Origin of the sequence: Citrobacter sp. wls710, from assembly GCF_005281115.1 — a bacterium.
Classification (GTDB): domain Bacteria; phylum Pseudomonadota; class Gammaproteobacteria; order Enterobacterales; family Enterobacteriaceae; genus Citrobacter; species Citrobacter werkmanii.
The window spans coordinates 1-17149 of the sequence record NZ_SZXD01000002.1; the positions used below are offsets into that span (position 1 = coordinate 1).

16 protein-coding genes are annotated in these 17149 nt (G+C 52.1%); 14 read left to right on the forward strand and 2 right to left on the reverse strand.

The annotated features are described in order from the left end of the window. The first annotated feature begins 2 nt into the window (after positions 1-2). The 3 genes from FDX14_RS00650 to rep all read left to right on the forward strand — a co-directional run bounded on the left by FDX14_RS00650 (position 3) and on the right by rep (position 3548). Positions 3-692: a nucleoside phosphorylase gene (locus FDX14_RS00650; RefSeq protein WP_252182509.1), complete on the forward strand. Its 690-nt coding sequence runs from the start codon at positions 3-5 to the stop codon at positions 690-692. Next, positions 692-1420, forward strand: coding sequence for a nicotinamide riboside transporter PnuC (pnuC, locus tag FDX14_RS00655; RefSeq protein WP_042314067.1), 729 nt, complete (start codon positions 692-694; stop codon positions 1418-1420). The genes FDX14_RS00650 and pnuC overlap by 1 nt, the downstream gene beginning before the upstream one ends. A gap of 103 nt (positions 1421-1523) precedes the next feature. Beyond that, complete coding sequence (rep, locus tag FDX14_RS00660) at positions 1524-3548, forward strand: DNA helicase Rep (RefSeq protein WP_061381060.1); 2025 nt, start codon at positions 1524-1526, stop codon at positions 3546-3548. A 37-nt stretch (positions 3549-3585) separates the two neighbouring features. On the opposite strand, the gene gppA is transcribed toward rep, so the two are convergent. Together gppA and rhlB are read right to left on the reverse strand one after the other, a co-directional pair. Next, a complete protein-coding gene (gene gppA, locus FDX14_RS00665; RefSeq protein WP_042314061.1) occupies positions 3586-5067 on the reverse strand; it encodes a guanosine-5'-triphosphate,3'-diphosphate diphosphatase in 1482 nt (493 codons plus the stop codon). 136 nt (positions 5068-5203) lie between these two features. Then, entirely contained in the window at positions 5204-6472 is a 1269-nt protein-coding gene (gene rhlB / locus FDX14_RS00670) for an ATP-dependent RNA helicase RhlB (RefSeq protein ID WP_003829013.1), read from the reverse strand. A gap of 131 nt (positions 6473-6603) precedes the next feature. On the opposite strand from rhlB, the gene trxA reads away from it, so the two are divergent. The 11 genes from trxA (at position 6604) to rffA (ending at position 17149) form a co-directional block, all read left to right on the forward strand. Continuing rightward, complete coding sequence (gene trxA, locus FDX14_RS00675; protein ID WP_001280776.1) at positions 6604-6933, forward strand: thioredoxin TrxA; 330 nt, start codon at positions 6604-6606, stop codon at positions 6931-6933. Between the two features lie 158 nt (positions 6934-7091). Further along, positions 7092-7193, forward strand: a complete 102-nt coding sequence (locus FDX14_RS00680) for a rho operon leader peptide (RefSeq protein ID WP_110496374.1) — start codon at positions 7092-7094, stop codon at positions 7191-7193. Between the two features lie 78 nt (positions 7194-7271). Next, positions 7272-8531, forward strand: coding sequence for a transcription termination factor Rho (gene rho, locus FDX14_RS00685; protein WP_002437993.1), 1260 nt, complete (start codon positions 7272-7274; stop codon positions 8529-8531). A gap of 238 nt (positions 8532-8769) precedes the next feature. Further along, a complete protein-coding gene (gene wecA / locus FDX14_RS00690; RefSeq protein WP_042314058.1) occupies positions 8770-9873 on the forward strand; it encodes a UDP-N-acetylglucosamine--undecaprenyl-phosphate N-acetylglucosaminephosphotransferase in 1104 nt (367 codons plus the stop codon). Positions 9874-9885: 12 nt separating this feature from the next. Continuing rightward, entirely contained in the window at positions 9886-10932 is a 1047-nt protein-coding gene (gene wzzE, locus FDX14_RS00695) for an ECA polysaccharide chain length modulation protein (protein ID WP_061381059.1), read from the forward strand. A 55-nt stretch (positions 10933-10987) separates the two neighbouring features. Beyond that, a complete protein-coding gene (gene wecB / locus FDX14_RS00700) occupies positions 10988-12118 on the forward strand; it encodes a non-hydrolyzing UDP-N-acetylglucosamine 2-epimerase (RefSeq protein ID WP_079225755.1) in 1131 nt (376 codons plus the stop codon). Beyond that, a complete protein-coding gene (gene wecC, locus FDX14_RS00705; RefSeq protein WP_042314050.1) occupies positions 12115-13377 on the forward strand; it encodes a UDP-N-acetyl-D-mannosamine dehydrogenase in 1263 nt (420 codons plus the stop codon). The genes wecB and wecC overlap by 4 nt, the downstream gene beginning before the upstream one ends. Next, complete coding sequence (rffG, locus tag FDX14_RS00710) at positions 13377-14444, forward strand: dTDP-glucose 4,6-dehydratase (RefSeq protein ID WP_137348860.1); 1068 nt, start codon at positions 13377-13379, stop codon at positions 14442-14444. The genes wecC and rffG overlap by 1 nt, the downstream gene beginning before the upstream one ends. A 33-nt stretch (positions 14445-14477) precedes the next feature. After that, positions 14478-15359 (forward strand): glucose-1-phosphate thymidylyltransferase RfbA, encoded by an 882-nt coding sequence (gene rfbA, locus FDX14_RS00715; protein WP_042314045.1) that lies wholly within the window; start codon positions 14478-14480, stop codon positions 15357-15359. After that, complete coding sequence (gene rffC, locus FDX14_RS00720; protein WP_079225752.1) at positions 15337-16014, forward strand: dTDP-4-amino-4,6-dideoxy-D-galactose acyltransferase; 678 nt, start codon at positions 15337-15339, stop codon at positions 16012-16014. The genes rfbA and rffC overlap by 23 nt, the downstream gene beginning before the upstream one ends. A 4-nt stretch (positions 16015-16018) precedes the next feature. Further along, the gene (rffA, locus tag FDX14_RS00725; protein ID WP_079225751.1) at positions 16019-17149 is read left to right on the forward strand and encodes a dTDP-4-amino-4,6-dideoxygalactose transaminase; all 1131 of its coding nucleotides are present in this window, start codon (positions 16019-16021) and stop codon (positions 17147-17149) included.

Consider the following 17149-nt stretch of genomic DNA (forward strand, 5'->3'; position numbering starts at 1 on the left):
TGCTGCCGGGCGACCCGTTGCGGGTCGACCGCATTGTCAATTTTCTTGATAACCCAGAACATCTTGGTCAAAACCGGGAGTTTCGCGCCGCGCGAGGTTGGTATCAGGGCGTCGAGATTTTGGTGCTCTCTACCGGGATCGGTGGGCCGTCTACGGCGATTGCCATTGAAGAACTGCGCCAGATCGGCATAACAACCCTGATTCGTATCGGTAGCTGTGGGGCGTTGCAGGATAATCTTGAGCTCGGTGACGTGATTATCGCCCATGCCGCAGTAACGGATGACGGGACCAGCCGTACCTATGCGCCAACGGGCTATCCGGCCTGCGCCGACCCGCAGTTAACCTGGGAACTGATGGCGCAGGCGCGCCAGATGAATATCCCCGCCGCGTGTGGCCTGGTGCGTAGCCACGACAGTTTTTATACCGATCGGGAAGCAGAACTGGATGCGCGGTGGTCGGCGCTCGGCGTTCTGGGCGCGGATATGGAGAGCGCCGCTCTGATGACTATCGGCGCGCTGCGAGGGTTACGTACGGCGTCATTACTCAACGTGGTGGTTGCCCACAACGGTTGTCTGGATAGCAGCATCAATGATTATGTCCAGCAGGACGCGTTGTGCCAGCAGGGTGAAGAACGGCAAATTGCCCTGGCGCTCCGCGCCATTTATTCCGTCAGCCAGTCAGGAGGTCAGTAATGGACTTTTTTAGCATTAACAATGTGATGGTCAACATTCCTCTCGGCGAAGGCGGATATGCGCTATCGTGGATTGAAGCCATTGGTACCGTATTTGGTCTGTTATGTATCTGGTGTGCCAGCCGGGAAAAAATCATCAATTACCTGTTTGGCTTGATTAACGTCACGCTGTTTGCAGCAATTTTTTTCCAGATTCAGCTTTATGCCAGTCTGTTGCTGCAGGTGTTTTTCTTCGCCGCTAACATTTACGGTTGGTATGCGTGGAGCCGGCAAAATGAGGCGCAGGAAGCAGCGCTCAAAGTACGTTGGCTTTCACGCCAGCAAACCCTGGCATTAGGCGGCGTTTGTGCGGTGGCGATAGTTCTGATGACGCTATTTATCGACCCGGTGTTTGCGGCGCTCACCCGCATCATGATTGCCCTGCTGCAAACATTTGGTATGCAGGTCGCTATGCCTGACCTCCAGCCCGATGCCTTCCCGTTCTGGGATTCCACCATGCTGGTATTGTCGATTGCGGCCATGGTACTGATGACGCGCAAGTTCGTCGAAAACTGGCTGCTGTGGGTACTTATCGACGTGATTAGCGTGGTTATTTACGCGGTGCAGGGCGTTTACGCCATGTCGCTTGAGTATGTCCTGCTGACGGCAATCGCGGTGATGGGATCCTACAGCTGGATCAAGAGCGCGCAGCGCAACGGCTATACGCCACTAGCCGCGACGGCTTCCTGATTGACCCGATTTTCTGGCTACCCGCAGAGGTAGCCAGTTACTCTTTCTCCCCCTCTTTCTGCTACAATCCACCTCCCCGTGTTTACAGATTGAGCAATCCTCTATGCGTTTGAACCCCGGACAACAACAAGCCGTCGAATTCGTCACCGGACCTTGCCTGGTGCTGGCGGGCGCAGGTTCCGGTAAGACGCGTGTTATCACCAATAAAATCGCGCATCTGATTCGTGAATGCGGCTACCAGGCTCGACATATTGCGGCCGTGACCTTTACCAACAAGGCTGCGCGCGAGATGAAAGAGCGCGTGGCGCAAACGCTGGGGCGTAAAGAAGCACGCGGGTTGATGATCTCCACTTTCCACACTCTGGGACTGGATGTCATTAAGCGTGAATATGCGGCGCTGGGGATGAAGTCGAACTTCTCGCTGTTTGACGATACCGACCAGGTGGCCCTGCTTAAGGAGCTGACCGAAGGGCTAATTGAAGACGATAAGCTTATTCTCCAACAGCTGATCTCGACGATCTCCAACTGGAAAAACGATCTGATGACCCCGGCGCAGGCGGCAGCCAGCGCAAAGGGCGAGCGCGATCGTATTTTTGCTCACTGCTACGGTTTGTATGACGCCCATATGAAGGCGTGTAACGTTCTCGATTTTGACGATCTGATCCTGCTCCCCACGCTGCTGCTTCAGCGCAATGAAGAAGTGCGCGAGCGCTGGCAGAACAAAATTCGTTACCTGCTGGTGGATGAATATCAGGATACCAACACCAGCCAGTACGAGCTGGTGAAGTTGCTGGTGGGGAAACGGGCGCGTTTCACCGTCGTGGGCGATGACGATCAGTCGATCTACTCCTGGCGCGGCGCGCGTCCGCAGAACCTGGTGCTGTTGAGCAAAGATTTCCCGGCCTTGCAGGTGGTTAAACTGGAGCAAAACTACCGCTCCTCCGGGCGCATCCTGAAGGCGGCGAATATTCTCATCGCTAATAACCCACATGTGTTTGAAAAGCGGCTTTTTTCCGAGCTGGGCTATGGTGCGGAGCTTAAAGTATTGAGCGCCAATAACGAAGAGCATGAAGCGGAGCGCGTCACCGGTGAACTGATCGCCCATCACTTCGTCAATAAGACGCAGTATAAGGACTACGCGATTCTGTATCGCGGCAACCACCAGTCGCGGGTGTTCGAAAAATTCCTGATGCAGAACCGTATCCCGTACAAGATTTCTGGTGGGACATCGTTCTTCTCCCGTCCGGAGATTAAAGACTTGCTGGCCTATCTACGCGTACTCAGCAACCCGGATGACGACAGCGCGTTCCTGCGCATCGTTAATACACCGAAGCGCGAGATTGGCCCAGCGACGCTGCAGAAATTGGGTGAATGGGCGATGACGCGTAATAAAAGCCTGTTTACCGCCAGCTTTGACATGGGGCTGAGCCAGACGTTGACCGGACGCGGATATGATTCACTGACCCGCTTTACGCACTGGTTGGGTGAAATTCAGCGCCTGGCAGAGCGTGAACCCGTTGCGGCCGTACGCGATCTTATCCATGGCATTGATTACGAGTCCTGGCTGTATGAAACCTCGCCGAGTCCGAAAGCGGCAGAAATGCGCATGAAGAACGTCAACACGCTGTTTAGCTGGATGACAGAGATGCTGGAAGGCAGCGAGCTGGAAGAGCCAATGACCCTGACCCAGGTGGTTACTCGTTTTACCCTGCGTGACATGATGGAACGTGGAGAGAGCGAAGAAGAACTGGATCAGGTGCAGTTGATGACATTGCACGCTTCAAAAGGGCTGGAGTTTCCTTACGTATTTATGGTGGGAATGGAAGAAGGATTTTTGCCGCACCAGAGTAGCATTGATGAAGACAATATAGATGAAGAGCGTCGTCTGGCTTATGTAGGGATTACCCGCGCACAGAAAGAACTCATCTTTACACTGTGCAAAGAACGCCGTCAGTACGGTGAGCTGATACGCCCGGAACCGAGCCGTTTCCTGTTAGAACTGCCGCAGGATGACGTTATCTGGGAACAGGAGCGTAAAGTGGTAAGTGCTGAGGAACGGATGCAAAAAGGGCAGGCCAGTATTGCCAATATTCGGGCAATGATGGCAAAGGCAAAAGCGAAGCCGTAGGCCGGATAAGCGCGAGCGCCTTCCGGCAAATCAACGATTAACGTACTTCCAGCGGCCAGTGGACATAGCTTTGCCACTCACTTTCCTGATCGATGAGCTCTTTACCTAGCGGGTGATGTTCCAGCCAGCCTTCAGGTAGTATGACCGTCAGGTGCTCATCTCTTGCATCCAGCTGAATTTCCGGCACCAAATCATCGCGACGACGGCTGGCGAAAATGATCGCCAGTCGTAGCAAACGGCAAAGGTGCTCCGCGATGCGGGGTGGCACGGCGTTTTGCTGATGGAGCGAAGAGAGATCGACCGGATTGGTCTGGTTGAGTAACAGCGTGGCTAACAGTTTTTTCTGCGCCGGCGTAAAACCAGGAAGATCGAGATTGCGCACCAGATAAGCCGCATGCTGTGGCGCCTGTTTAAAATCAACGCTCAGCCCAATTTCATGCAGCTGGCAGGCGCTAATCAGCAGTTCGCGACTAATTGCTTCCAGATGCCACTTATTTTCCACTTGATCGAGGAATTTAGTTGCTAACATGGCAACGCGATGCGCTTGCTCTGTATCGACCATAAATCGACGCTGAATATTACGTAACGTGCGGCTGCGAATATCCTGATCCACTGCCAGATGTAGCATGCCATAGACCAGCCCTTCGCGTAATGCGCCGCCAGCAAGGGTCATGCACTGAATATTCAGTTCGGTGAAAATGGCAATCAGGATCGCCAGCCCGCTGGGGAAAACCAGCGCACGTTCCAGCGTTAAGCCTTCAATTTCCAGCTCTTCCAGACGACCACAATGAATGGCTCGCTGCTTTAGCTGCTGAAGTTTCGCCAGCGTGATACGCTCATCCATGCCTTGCGCCATCATGATTTCCTGCAGCGCCTGGACGGTACCAGAAGCACCAACGCAGACTTTCCAGCCATGAAAACGCAGTTTGTCAGCGACCGGACGCAGCACCTCGCGCGCAGCCTTTTCGGCCTGGTCGAAGTTTTCCTGCGCCAGATTACGATCGGTAAAATACCGTTCGAGCCAGGTGACGCAGCCCATTGACAAGCTAAACAAGGAAGTCGTTTGTGCGCCGGAGCCGGTAACCAGTTCAGTGCTGGCGCCGCCAATATCAACGACCAGACGCTGATCGGCCCCGCCGGTAGTGTGGGCAACACCCTGATAAATCAGTCGTGCTTCTTCTTCGCCGCTAATGACCTGGACAGGACAGCCAAGGATTTCTTGCGCTTTGGCGATAAATACATCGGCATTTACGGCGATGCGTAATGTTGCCGTGGCGACCACGCGGATTTGTGGTTGAGGAATATCCTGCAGGCGTTCAGCAAACAGGCGCAGGCATTGCCAACCGCGCTCCATCGCCTCTGTGGAGAGAACGTAATCGCTGTTGAGTCCAGCGGCCAGACGCACTTTGCGTTTTATACGCGTGAGCGTCTGGATGCTTCCCGCCACCTCGCGTACGACCAGCATATGAAAACTATTGGAGCCGAGATCGATTGCTGCATACAACGAGGTAGAGTTCATACACTTCATCCTTCAACCTGTATCTGTGTTGGCTGCGTTCTCTCACCCGAATCACTTACTTTTGTAAGCTCATCGGGATTCGTTTTCTTGCCGCCTTGATAAAGGCTGAATGATTTTGTGTATGGCATAGCTTTTCTTAACCTGAACGACGACGATTACGCGGAGCGCCACCGGTACGACGCGGGCCATTACCTGTGCGCGGGCGCGTCAGGCGCAGCGGCTTCGGCAGATCGGTCATTAGCGCATCCGGGTTGTACTTGCTGACCGGAATTGAGTGGCCGATATAGGTCTCGATTGCAGGTAAATTCAGCGCGTATTCTTCGCAGGCCAGGCTGATAGAGTGACCGCTTGCGCCAGCACGACCCGTACGACCGATACGGTGAACGTAATCTTCACAGTCATCCGGCAGGTCATAGTTAAAGACGTGCGTTACGGCTGGGATATGCAGGCCACGCGCGGCAACGTCAGTCGCAACAAGAATGTCGAGATCGCCACGGGTGAACTCATCCAGGATACGCAGGCGTTTTTTCTGCGCCACGTCACCGGTCAACAGGCCGACGCGATGACCGTCCGCAGCGAGGCTGCCCCAAATATCTTCACAACGGTGCTTGGTGTTAGCAAAGACGATGGCGCGATCTGGCCACTCTTCTTCAATCAGCGTTTGCAATAAACGCATTTTTTCTTCGTTGGAAGGATAGAAGAGTTCCTCTTTAATGCGGTGACCTGTTTTCTGCTCCGGTTCGACTTCAACGTACTCAGCGTTATTCATCTGTTCGAACGCCAGTTCGCGGACGCGATAAGAGAGGGTTGCAGAAAACAGCATGTTCAGACGTTGGGTGGTTGGCGGCATACGACGGAACAGCCAACGGATATCTTTAATAAAGCCCAGATCGTACATACGATCGGCTTCATCCAGCACCACGACCTGAATCGCGCCCAGGTTAATGTGGTTCTGCTTTGCATAGTCAATGAGACGACCGGTCGTGCCGATAAGAATATCGACGCCGCTTTCCAGCACTTTCAGCTGTTTGTCGTAACCGTCGCCGCCATAAGCCAGGCCTAATTTCAGACCGGTGGTCTGTGCCAGCGGCTCGGCATCGGCGTGGATCTGCACGGCTAACTCACGCGTTGGCGCCATAATTAACGCACGCGGTTGGTTCACCTTGCGATCGGCAATCGCGGGATGAGAGAGAAGATAATGAAACGTTGACGTCAGGAACGCCATCGTTTTTCCGGTACCGGTTTGCGCCTGCCCTGCAACATCACGACCTGCCAGCGTTAGCGGCAGCGCGAGGGCCTGAATGGGCGTGCAGTTATGAAACCCTTTATTTTCAAGGGCTTCTATCACCTTTGGGTGCAGGGCGAAGTCGGAAAACTTCTGTTCTGTTAAATGTGTTTTGCTCATAGTGTGGTAGAATATCAGCTTACTATTGCTTTACGAAAGCGTATCCGGTGAAATAAAGTCAACCTTTAGTTGGTTAATGCTACACCAACAGCCTACACCAACACGCCAGGCTTATTCCTGTGGAGTTATATATGAGCGATAAAATTATTCACCTGACTGACGACAGTTTTGACACGGATGTACTCAAAGCGGACGGAGCGATCCTTGTTGATTTCTGGGCAGAGTGGTGCGGTCCGTGCAAAATGATCGCTCCGATTCTGGATGAAATCGCTGACGAATATCAGGGCAAACTGACGGTTGCTAAACTGAACATTGACCAAAACCCAGGCACCGCGCCGAAGTATGGTATTCGTGGTATCCCGACCCTGCTGCTGTTTAAAAACGGCGAAGTAGCGGCGACTAAAGTCGGCGCACTGTCCAAAGGTCAGTTGAAAGAATTCCTCGACGCGAATTTGGCGTAAGGAAGTCTCATGATCGGGCGACCATACTTCGAATTGATTCGGATGACTGGACGCCCGACTTGAGTCGTGCTAAGTTAGTGTTGACTTCGTATTAAACATACCTTATTAAGTTTGAATCTGGTTACATCCCATACTTCCCGTTGTTTCTCGCGCGAGAAGTGGACAGATTCAGGGCCTTATCACTCAATCCGTCTTGTCGTTTCAGTTCTGCGTACTTTCCTGTGACCAGACAGCGAACAGACATGAGTCGATGGCCGTAAACAGGCATGGATGACCCTGCCATACCATTCACAACATTAAGTTCGAGATTTACCCCAAGTTTAAGAACTCACACCATTATGAATCTTACCGAATTAAAGAATACGCCGGTTTCTGAGCTGATCACTCTCGGCGAAAATATGGGCCTTGAAAACCTGGCTCGTATGCGCAAGCAGGACATTATTTTTGCCATCCTGAAGCAGCACGCAAAGAGTGGCGAGGATATCTTTGGTGACGGTGTGCTGGAGATATTGCAGGACGGATTTGGTTTCCTCCGCTCTGCAGACAGCTCCTACCTCGCCGGTCCTGATGACATCTACGTTTCTCCCAGCCAAATCCGCCGTTTCAACCTCCGCACTGGTGATACCATTTCTGGTAAGATTCGCCCGCCGAAAGAAGGTGAACGCTACTTTGCGCTGTTGAAAGTTAATGAAGTCAACTACGACAAACCGGAAAACGCCCGTAACAAAATCCTCTTTGAGAACTTAACCCCGCTGCACGCAAACTCTCGTCTGCGTATGGAACGTGGTAACGGTTCTACTGAAGACTTAACGGCGCGCGTACTGGATCTGGCATCGCCGATCGGTCGTGGCCAGCGTGGTCTGATTGTTGCTCCGCCGAAAGCGGGTAAAACCATGCTGCTGCAGAATATCGCGCAGAGCATTGCATACAACCATCCAGACTGTGTGCTGATGGTGCTGCTGATTGACGAACGTCCGGAAGAAGTAACCGAGATGCAGCGTCTGGTGAAAGGTGAAGTGGTTGCGTCTACTTTTGACGAACCAGCATCCCGTCACGTTCAGGTTGCGGAAATGGTCATCGAGAAGGCAAAACGCCTGGTTGAACACAAGAAAGACGTTATCATTCTGCTCGACTCCATCACCCGTCTGGCGCGTGCTTATAACACAGTGGTTCCGGCTTCCGGTAAAGTGCTGACCGGTGGTGTGGACGCTAACGCCCTGCACCGTCCGAAGCGTTTCTTTGGTGCTGCGCGTAACGTGGAAGAGGGCGGCAGCCTGACCATCATCGCAACTGCGCTGATCGATACCGGCTCTAAAATGGATGAAGTTATCTACGAAGAGTTTAAAGGTACCGGCAACATGGAACTGCACCTCTCTCGTAAGATTGCGGAAAAACGCGTCTTCCCGGCTATCGACTACAATCGTTCCGGTACCCGTAAAGAAGAGCTGCTCACCACCCAGGAAGAGCTGCAGAAAATGTGGATCCTGCGCAAAATCATCCATCCGATGGGTGAAATCGACGCCATGGAATTCCTCATTAATAAGCTGGCGATGACCAAGACCAACGACGACTTCTTCGACATGATGAAGCGTTCCTGATCCTGGCATCATCTGAAAACGCCACGTTTTTACGTGGCGTTTTGCTTTTGTAGATGTAATCTTAACGACACAATAACAATAATCCGGTATGACATACCGCCAGGCGAAGAAGTGTTATAATTCGTATTTTGTGGTTAATAATCATACAGAACCACCTGATATGGAATCGGGTTTCTCTTCTGAATATGCGCCTCGATGGTTATACTTCATATATTGATATTCTTTGAGAGCATGTATAGTGAATTTACTGACAGCAAGTACTGATCTCATCAGTATTTTTTTATTCACAACGCTGTTTCTTTTCTTTGCCCGCAAGGTTGCGAAAAAGATAGGATTGGTGGATAAACCCAACTTCCGCAAACGTCATCAGGGACTGATTCCGCTGGTTGGAGGGATCTCGGTTTACGCAGGCATTTGCTTTACATTCCTCATCGCCGATTATTACATCCCGCATGCTACTCTCTACCTGGCCTGTGCCGGGGTACTGGTATTTATCGGTGCCCTGGATGACCGTTTTGATATCAGTGTAAAAATTCGCGCGACCGTCCAGGCCATTATCGGCATCATTATGATGGCGGTTGGTAAGCTCTATCTTTTAAGCCTGGGGTATATTTTTGGTCCCTGGGAGATGGTGCTCGGTCCTTTTGGTTATTTCCTTACCCTTTTTGCCGTCTGGGCGGCGATTAACGCCTTTAATATGGTGGATGGCATTGATGGCCTGTTAGGCGGGTTATCCAGCGTTTCATTTGCCGCGATGGGACTTATCCTGTGGTTTGATGGCCAGACGAGCCTGGCTATCTGGTGTTTTGCCATGATCGCCGCCATTTTGCCTTATATCATGCTGAACCTGGGGATACTCGGACGTCGCTATAAAGTCTTTATGGGCGATGCAGGCAGTACACTGATTGGCTTCACGGTAATTTGGATCCTGCTGGAGACCACACAAGGGAAAACGCATCCTATTAGCCCTGTCACCGCACTGTGGATTATCGCCATTCCGCTAATGGATATGGTGGCGATTATGTATCGTCGCTTACGTAAAGGTATGAGTCCTTTCTCCCCGGATCGCCAACATATTCATCACTTAATTATGCGCGCTGGGTTTACCTCCCGACAGGCTTTTGTCCTGATTACGTTGGCTGCAGCGATTCTGGCTGCTATCGGCGTACTGGCCGAATATTCCCGAGTTGTTCCGGAATGGGTGATGCTGGTGCTCTTTTTACTGGCATTTGTTTTATACGACTTTTGTATTAAACGTGCCTGGAAGGTAGCGAGATTTATCAAACGCTTGAAGCGCAAGCTGCGTAGAAACCGTGAAAGTAAACCAAACTTAACCAAATAAATTGAGGGTACGATGACACAACCATTACCGGGAGAACACGCCGTGAGCGCTGAAAATGAACTGGATATCCGTGGGTTGTTTCGTACCTTGTGGGCAGGGAAGGCGTGGATCGTCGGTATAGCGTTCGCCTTTGCGCTAGCCGCTCTTGCCTATACGTTTTTTGCTCGTCAGGAGTGGAGTGCTACGGCGATTTCAGATAGGCCAACGGTCAATATGTTGGGGGGTTACTATTCTCAACAGCAGTTTTTGCGTAACCTGGATATTAAGGCCAGTCTCGCATCTGCGGACCAGCCGTCGGTGATGGACGAAGCCTACAAAGAATTCATCATGCAGCTTGCCTCCTGGGATACGCGCCGTGAATTCTGGCAGCAGACTGATTACTATAAGCAGCGTATGGTGGGTAACAGTAAAGCCGATGCGGCGATGCTGGACGAACTGATCAATAACATTCAGTTTATGCCTGGCGATGCGATGCGTAATACCAATGACAGTGTGAAACTGATTGCGGAGACGGCTCCTGATGCCAACAATCTGCTGCGTCAGTACGTCGCCTTTGCCAGCCAGCGTGCGGCGCGTCATCTGAACGAAGAGTTAAAAGGGGCCTGGGCTGCACGCACCGTGCAGATGAAGGCGCAGGTTAAGCGCCAGGAAGAAGTGGCGAAATCGATATTCTCCCGCCGTGTTCACAATATTGAGCAGGCACTCAAAATTGCCGAACAGCATAACATTTCTCGTACTTCTACCGATGTTCCTGCTGATGAGTTGCCGGATTCTGAACTGTTCTTGCTTGGACGCCCTATGCTGCAGGCGCGACTCGAAAACCTACAGTCCGTTGGTCCGGACTTTGATCTGGACTACTTCCAAAACCGAGCCATGCTTAACACACTGAACGTTGGGCCAACTCTGGATCCTCGCTTTCAGACATATCGTTATTTGCGTACGCCGGAAGAGCCAGTAAAACGTGACAGCCCTCGCCGTGCCTTCCTGATGATTATGTGGGGCATCGTTGGGGCTCTGATTGGTGCTGGTGTCGCATTAACCCGTCGCCGCACGATTTAGCAATACCGTTGCAGTGAGGGGCTGGGCCCTCACTGCCAATCCGAAGAGAATCGATGTGAAAGTACTGACTGTATTTGGCACGCGACCGGAGGCTATAAAAATGGCTCCTCTGGTTCATGCGTTGGCAAAAGATCCTGATTTTGATGCGAAAGTTTGCGTCACGGCGCAGCATCGGGAGATGCTCGATCAGGTGTTGAACCTCTTTTCCATAGTACCTGATTACGATCTCAATATTATGCAGCCAGGTCAGGGGCTAACAGAAATTACCTGCCGAATCCTTGAAGGATTAAAGCCAATTCTGGCTGATTTCAAACCTGATGTGGTGCTGGTTCACGGTGATACCACGACTACGATTGCCACCAGTTTGGCTGCGTTTTATCAGCGCATCCCGGTGGGGCATGTTGAGGCGGGTTTACGTACCGGCGATCTTTACTCTCCCTGGCCGGAAGAGGCGAACCGTACGCTGACCGGGCGTCTGGCTATGTATCATTTTGCGCCAACAGAAAACTCGCGCCAAAATTTGTTACGGGAAGCTATTCCTGATAATCGTATTTTCGTCACTGGCAATACGGTTATTGATGCGTTGATCTGGGTACGCGACCGCGTACTGGCGAGTGATGCATTGCGGGCGGAACTGGCAGAAAATTACCCTTTCCTGAGCGCTGACAAAAAGATGATCCTGGTGACCGGTCATCGTCGGGAAAGCTTCGGTCGCGGCTTTGAGCAAATTTGCCACGCGCTGGCGGAAATTGCCGCGGCTAATCAGAATGTGCAGATTGTCTACCCGGTACACCTGAATCCTAACGTCAGCGAGCCGGTCAACCGCATCCTGGGTCACGTTGAAAACGTGATTCTGATTGAACCGCAGGACTACATGCCATTTGTCTGGCTGATGAATCACGCCTGGCTGATCCTGACCGATTCCGGCGGAATTCAGGAAGAAGCTCCGTCTCTGGGGAAACCTGTGCTGGTGATGCGCGAAACAACGGAACGGCCTGAAGCCATTACCGCAGGCACTGTACGTCTGGTGGGAACTGACCCACAGCGTATCGTAGAAGAAGTCACGCGTTTGCTGCATGACGACAATGAATATCAGACCATGAGCCGTGCCCATAACCCATATGGTGACGGGCAGGCGTGTGGCCGTATTTTACACGCGTTAAAAAATAATCGGGTATCGCTATGAGTTTTACGACCATTTCTGTCATTGGGCTGGGTTATATCGGACTGCCAACGGCGGCTGCCTTTGCTTCCCGTCAAAAACATGTAATTGGCGTAGATGTAAATCAACATGCGGTGGATACTATTAATCGCGGCGAAATTCACATTGTTGAGCCCGATCTGGGCGCCGTGGTGAAAACGGCGGTCGAAAACGGATTTCTTCGTGCAACCATCACTCCCGTAGAAGCTGATGCATATCTGATTGCTGTGCCTACCCCATTCAAGGGAGAGCATGAACCCGATATGGTCTACGTTGAAGCTGCGGCTAAGTCTGTCGCGCCGGTGCTGAAAAAAGGCGCATTAGTGATACTTGAATCGACGTCACCTGTCGGGGCAACTGAACAGATGGCCGCATGGCTTGCAGAAATGCGGCCTGACCTGACGTTTCCGCAGCAGGTCGGTGAACAGGCCGATGTGAATATTGCTTATTGCCCGGAGCGCGTGTTGCCAGGCCAGGTCATGGTTGAACTGATTAAAAACGACCGCGTGATCGGCGGGATGACTTCCGTCTGTTCCGCGCGCGCCAGTGAGCTGTATAACATCTTCCTTGAGGGCGAATGTGTCGTAACCAACGCCCGTACCGCGGAAATGTGCAAGCTGACTGAGAATAGCTTCCGCGACGTCAATATCGCCTTCGCTAATGAATTATCGTTAATTTGCGCCGATCAGGGGATTAATGTCTGGGAACTGATTCGCCTGGCAAACCGTCATCCGCGTGTAAATATTCTGCAACCAGGACCGGGCGTTGGTGGGCACTGTATCGCGGTCGATCCGTGGTTTATTGTGGCGCAGAACCCGCAGCAGGCGAAACTGATCCGTACCGCACGCGAGGTTAATGATGGTAAGCCTCATTGGGTCGTCGATCGGGTAAAAGCAGCTGTAGCCGACTGTCTGGCAGATACCAACAAACGGGCCAGCGAAGTGAAAATCGCCTGCTTTGGTTTGGCTTTTAAACCGAATATTGATGATTTGCGTGAAAGTCCGGCGATGGGAATTGCGCAAAGCATCGCGCATTGGCACAAAGGCGAAACATTGGTGGTGGAACCGAATATCCATCAATTGCCGAAAAAACTGGACGGCATTTGCCAACTGGCGACGCTGGACGATGCGCTGGAAAGCGCCGATGTGCTGGTCATGCTGGTCGACCATAATGAATTTAAAGCCATTAAAGGCGATGCGGTTCTTCAGCAATACATCGTTGATACCAAAGGGGTCTGGCGCTAATGAAACGAATTCTGGTTACCGGTGGCGCGGGGTTTATCGGCTCGGCGGTTGTACGGCATATTATTCATGAGACCCAGGATGCGGTGGTTGTGGTCGATAAGCTGACCTATGCCGGGAATCTGATGTCGCTGGCGCCGGTTGCACAGAATGACCGTTTTGCCTTTGAGAAAGTTGATATCTGCGATCGGGCATCGCTCGACAAGGTGTTTCAACAATACCAGCCAGACTGCGTGATGCATCTGGCGGCAGAAAGCCATGTCGATCGCTCCATTGATGGTCCGGCTGCCTTTATCGAAACCAACATTGTGGGAACCTACACGCTGTTGGAAGCGGCGCGCGCTTACTGGAGTGCATTGGCCAGCGAGAAAAAATCGGCGTTTCGCTTCCACCATATCTCAACTGATGAGGTGTATGGCGATCTCCATTCGACGGATGATTTCTTTACTGAAAGCACACCGTATGCGCCGAGTAGTCCTTATTCCGCGTCGAAAGCCAGCAGCGATCATCTGGTACGCGCGTGGTTGCGAACCTATGGCCTGCCAACGCTCATTACTAACTGCTCTAACAACTATGGCCCCTATCATTTCCCGGAAAAACTCATCCCGCTGATGATCCTCAATGCATTGGCTGGGAAACCGCTGCCGGTATACGGCAATGGGCAACAGATCCGCGACTGGTTGTACGTAGAAGATCATGCCAGGGCGCTCTATTGCGTGGCGACAACGGGCGCGATTGGGGAAACCTATAATATTGGTGGCCACAATGAGCGTAAAAACCTGGACGTTGTCGAAACGGTTTGTAGCCTTTTGGAAGAGCTGGCGCCGCAAAAACCGCAGGGTATTGCACAGTACCGAGACTTGATCACTTTTGTTGACGATCGCCCGGGTCATGATGTGCGGTATGCCATTGACGCGTCGAAAATTTCGCGTGAATTAGGCTGGATACCGCAGGAAACGTTTGAAAGCGGAATGCGCAAAACCGTGCAGTGGTATCTGGATAATCAGGCATGGTGGAAACCCGTGCAGGATGGCAGCTATCAGGGCGAACGTTTAGGTCTGAAGGGCTAACAGCCTGGTTTTGGCTCCCGGAGGAGACAACGCATGAAAGGTATCATTCTGGCGGGTGGCTCAGGTACTCGCCTGTATCCCATTACGCGTGGCGTATCGAAGCAGCTATTGCCCATTTACGATAAGCCGATGATTTACTACCCGCTTTCAGTGCTAATGCTGGCGGGAATTCGCGAAATTCTGATTATTACCACGCCGGAAGATAAAGGTTATTTCCAGCGTTTGTTAGGCGATGGCTCTGAGTTCGGCATTGAACTGCACTATGCCGAGCAACCCAGCCCGGATGGATTAGCGCAGGCATTTATCATTGGTGAAACGTTCCTTAACGGTGAACCGTCATGTCTGGTATTAGGGGATAATATCTTCTTTGGTCAGGGCTTCAGTCCAAAACTACGTCATGTAGCTGCCCGCACAGAAGGTGCGACGGTGTTTGGTTACCAGGTGATGGATCCTGAACGTTTTGGTGTTGTGGAGTTTGACGACAGTTTTCGCGCTATCTCTCTGGAAGAGAAGCCGAAAGCACCGAAATCTAACTGGGCGGTAACCGGCCTTTATTTCTATGACAGTAAAGTGGTGGAATACGCAAAACGCGTGAAACCTTCTGAGCGTGGAGAACTGGAGATTACGTCAATCAATCAGATGTATCTTGATGACGGGCATCTGACGGTAGAATTGCTTGGACGTGGCTTTGCCTGGCTGGATACCGGGACGCATGACAGTTTGATCGAAGCGAGCACGTTTGTGCAGACGGTAGAAAAACGTCAGGGCTTTAAAATAGCCTGTCTGGAAGAGATCGCCTGGCGTAACGGTTGGCTGGATGATGAAGGCGTGAAACGTGCCGCCAGTTCGCTGGCTAAAACGGGGTACGGCCAATATTTGCTGGAGCTGCTTCGTGCTCGTCCGCGCCAGTATTGAGCCGCTTAGCTGGGAAAATACGTTTTTTGGCGTGAATAGCGCCATTATACGTTTTGACCAACACGCGCCGGTTCTGACGGAGGATGCGTTACGTCCCTGGTCGCGGGTACAGGCAAAAATTCCTGCCGCAAATATCCATGAATTAGATGCTTTGCAGCAGTTAGGTTTCTCACTGGTCGAAGGCGAAGTGGATTTTGTGCTGCCAGTGGCATCTACCAGTGGCAACACTGACGCGCAGATTGCTCAAATTACGGATATTCCGGCGTTACGCCGCCTGGCGGAACAGGCGTTCGCGCAAAGCCGTTTTCGCGCCCCGTGGTATGCCGCAGATGCCAGTTCGCGCTTTTATGCGCAGTGGATTGAAAATGCGGTGCTGGGGACGTTCGATCATCAATGCCTCGTTTTACGCACGCCGACAGGTGAAATTCGTGGTTATGTCTCGCTGCGCGAACTGAATGCGACCGAGGCGCGAATTGGCCTACTGGCTGGGCGTGGCGCGGGCGAAGAACTAATGCTGGCTGCGCTTTGCTGGGCGCAGGCCCGCGGTAAAACAACATTGCGCGTGGCAACCCAAATGGGTAACACCGCCGCGCTTAAACGTTACATACACAGTGGTGCGAATGTGGAAAGCACCGCGTATTGGTTATACAGGTGACACGATGATTCCATTTAATGCACCGCCGGTGGTGGGAACTGAACTCGATTACATGCAGTCTGCGATGAACAGCGGCAAACTGTGTGGCGACGGCGGCTTTACCCGCCGCTGTCAGCAGTGGCTGGAGCAGCATTTTGGCAGCGAGAAAGTTCTGTTGACGCCATCTTGTACCGCATCGCTTGAGATGGCGGCATTGCTGTTGGACATTCAGCCTGGCGATGAAGTCATCATGCCGAGCTACACATTTGTTTCTACGGCTAACGCATTCGTTTTGCGCGGGGCGAAAATCGTCTTTGTTGATATCCGTCCGGATACCATGAACATTGACGAAACGCTGATTGAAGCGGCTATTACCGACAAAACCCGCGCTATTGTGCCAGTACATTACGCGGGCGTGGCCTGTGAAATGGATACCATTATGGCGCTGGCCGCTAAATATAACCTGTATGTGGTCGAAGATGCGGCTCAGGGCGTGATGTCGACTTATAAAGGTCGGGCGCTGGGGACGATTGGTCACATCGGCTGCTTTAGCTTCCATGAGACTAAAAACTACACCGCAGGCGGTGAAGGTGGCGCGACGCTGATCAATGATAAAAAATTAGTCGAACGTGCCGAGATTATTCGTGAAAAAGGGACGAACCGTAGCCAGTTTTTCCGTGGTCAGGTAGATAAGTATACCTGGCGCGATATCGGCTCCAGCTATTTGATGTCCGATCTGCAGGCTGCCTATCTGTGGGCGCAACTGGAAGCGGCCGACCGTATTAACCAGCAACGTCTGGCGCTGTGGCAGAATTACTATGATGCCCTCGAACCGCTGGCGCGTGCCGGACGTATTGACCTGCCCTCTATACCGGAGGGGTGTGTGCAGAACGCGCATATGTTTTATATCAAGCTGCGCGATATCGACGATCGCACTGCATTAATTAACTTCCTCAAAGAAGCCGAAATTATGGCGGTGTTCCACTATATTCCGCTGCATGATTGCCCGGCTGGCGATAAATTTGGCGTGTTTGCCGGTGTGGATCGTTACACCACCAAAGAGAGCGAGCGTCTGCTACGTTTACCGCTGTTCTATAACCTGTCGCCGGTTAACCAGCGAACGGTAATTTCGACATTACTCAATTACTTCGCCTGA